The organism is Aromatoleum toluolicum (assembly GCF_012911005.2).
GTDB classification, from domain to species: domain Bacteria; phylum Pseudomonadota; class Gammaproteobacteria; order Burkholderiales; family Rhodocyclaceae; genus Aromatoleum; species Aromatoleum toluolicum.
In genome coordinates, this window is the sequence record NZ_WTVS01000160.1 from 1 (window position 1) to 2,817 (window position 2,817).

Consider the following 2,817-nt stretch of genomic DNA (forward strand, 5'->3'; position numbering starts at 1 on the left):
GCCTTGGGGATGCGCTGCAGGCGCGGCTGGCCGTTGAGTTCGAAGAAGACCTTGACCCGGCCCTCCTCGTCCGGCGTGTCGCTGCTGCCGGTCTGGCGCACGATGAGGCTCTTGCCGCGCTCGATGTCGACGCTGATCTCCTCGCGGTCCTTCAGGCCGTAGAAGAACACCGGCGTGGGCAAGAGCGACACGTCGCCGAAGCGCGCGTGGTGCGCGGCGTAGTCCTTGAAGACCTTGGGATACATCAGCCACGAGGCGAGATCGGTGTCGGAGATCTGGCGGCCGATCGCGGCCTCGGCTTCGGCGCGCGCGGCGTCGAGGTCCACTTCGGGAAGGAAGTCGCCGGCGCGGCCTTTGATCGGTTCGGCGCCCTTGAGCACCTTGCGTTCGAGATCCTTGGGGAAGCCATCCGGCGGGAAGCCGAGTTCGCCGCGGAAGAGCGAGACGACCGACTCGGGGAAGGCGATCTCCTTGGCGGGGTCCATCACTTCTTCGGGCGTGAGGTCGTTGGCGACCATGAAGAGCGCCATGTCGCCGACGACTTTCGAGGTCGGGGTGACCTTGACGATGTCGCCGAAGAGCTGGTTCACGTCGGCGTAGGCCTGCGAGACTTCCGGCCAGCGGTGCTCGAGGCCCATCGCGCGGGCCTGCTCGCGCAGGTTGGTGTATTGCCCGCCGGGCATCTCGTGCTTGTACACGTCGGAGGTGCCGCAGCGGATGTCGGCCTCGAAGGGGGCGTAGGCGCGGCGCACGCCCTCCCAGTAGTGCGACAGCGACTGCATCGCGTCGAGGTCGAGGCCGGTGTCGCGCTCGGAGCCGGCGAGCGCCGCGGCGATGGAGCCGAGGTTGGGCTGCGAGGTGAGCCCGCTCATCGCGTCGAGCGCGCCATCGACGGCATCGACGCCCGCTTCGATCGCGGCGAGCACGCTCGCCGCAGCGATGCCCGAGGTGTCGTGGGTGTGGAAGTGGATCGGGAGGCCGACTTCTTCCTTGAGCGCCTTCACGAGCGCGGCAGCGGCGCGCGGCTTGCACACGCCGGCCATGTCCTTGATGCCGAGGATGTGGGCGCCGGCCTTCTCGAGCTGCTTGGCGAGATCGACGTAGTACTGGAGCTTGTACTTGGGGCGGCTCGCGTCGAAGAGATCGCCGGTGTAGCAGATCGTGCCTTCGCACAGCGCGCCCGCTTCATTGACGGCGTCCATCGCGACGCGCATGTTGTCCACCCAGTTGAGCGAATCGAACACGCGGAAGACGTCGATGCCCTCCTTCGCCGCCTGCTGCACGAAGTAGCGCACGACGTTGTCGGAGTAGTTGGTGTAGCCGACGGCATTCGACGCTCTGAGCAGCATCTGGAACAGCACGTTGGGCACGGCCGTGCGCAGGCGCGCGAGGCGCTCCCACGGGTCTTCCTTGAGGAAGCGCAGCGCCACGTCGAAGGTCGCGCCGCCCCAGCATTCGAGCGAGAAGAGCTGCGGCACGAGGCGCGCGTAGTGCGGCGCGATCTCGAGCATGTCGCGCGTGCGCATGCGCGTGGCGAAGAGCGACTGGTGGGCATCGCGCATCGTGGTGTCGGTGAGCAGCACGCGCTGCTCGGCCTTCATCCACTCGGCGAAGCGCTGCGGGCCGAGTTCCTTGAGGCGATCGCGCGTACCTGCCGCGGGCAGCAGCGAGAGATCGACCTGGGGCTTCACGGGTTTGGCGAGGGGGCCCTTGGGCGCTTCGCGGCCGGTCATCTCGGGGTTGCCGTTGACGCTCACTTCGCCGAGGAACTTCAGCAGCTTGGTGGCGCGGTCCTGGCGCTTCTGGAAGCGGAAGAGTTCGGGCGTGGTGTCGATGAAGCGCGTCGTGCATTCGCCGGACTTGAACAGCGGGTGCGCGATGACGTTCTCGAGGAACTGCAGGTTCGACGACACGCCGCGGATGCGGAATTCGCGCAGGCCCCGGTCCATGCGCGCGATGGCTTCGTCCGGGCTATGGCCCCAGGCGGTGACCTTCACCAGCAGGGAGTCGTAGAACGGGGTGATCACGGCGCCCGAGTAGGCGGTGCCGCCATCGAGACGCAGGCCGAAGCCCGCGGCGCTGCGGTAGGCGGTGATGCGGCCGTAGTCGGGGGTGAAGGCGTTCTCGGGGTCTTCGGTGGTGACGCGGCACTGCAGGGCATGGCCGTTGAGGCGGATGTCGGATTGCGCCGGCAGGTAGGCATCCGCCGCGCCGATGCGCGCGCCTTCGGTGACGCGGATCTGCGCCTTGACGATGTCGACGCCGGTGACCTGCTCGGTGACGGTATGCTCGACCTGAATCCGGGGATTCACTTCGATGAAGTAGAAGGCGTCGGTGTCGGCGTCCATGAGGAACTCGACCGTGCCGGCGTGGGTGTAGTGCGCGGCGCGGCAGAGCTTCAGGGCGGCGTCGCACAGCTCGGTGCGGCGGGCCTCTTCGAGGTAGGGCGCCGGCGCACGCTCGACGACCTTCTGGTTGCGCCGCTGCACCGAGCAGTCGCGCTCGAAGAGATGCACGAGGTTGCCGTGGGTGTCGCCGAGCACCTGCACTTCGACGTGGCGGGCGCGGCGCACGAGTTTTTCCAGGTAGACCTCGTCGTTGCCGAAGGCGGCGAGCGCCTCGCGGCGGGCGACGTCGAGGAGCCCCGGCAGCTCTTCCTCGTTCTCGATCGCGCGCATGCCGCGCCCGCCCCCGCCCCAGCTCGCCTTGAGCATCAGCGGGTAGCCGACTTCGCGCGCGAGGCGCTTGATCTCGTCGAGGTCCTGCGGCAGCGCGCCGGTGGCGGGCACGACCGGCACGCCGGCGGCAACGGCGAGG

General features: G+C 68.4%; 1 protein-coding gene. It reads right to left on the minus strand.

The window, feature by feature from the left end; all coding sequences use genetic code 11:
• Positions 1–2,817 (minus strand): pyruvate carboxylase (locus GPA27_RS28085; protein ID WP_169143699.1); only part of this gene is annotated, 2,817 nt, incomplete at both ends.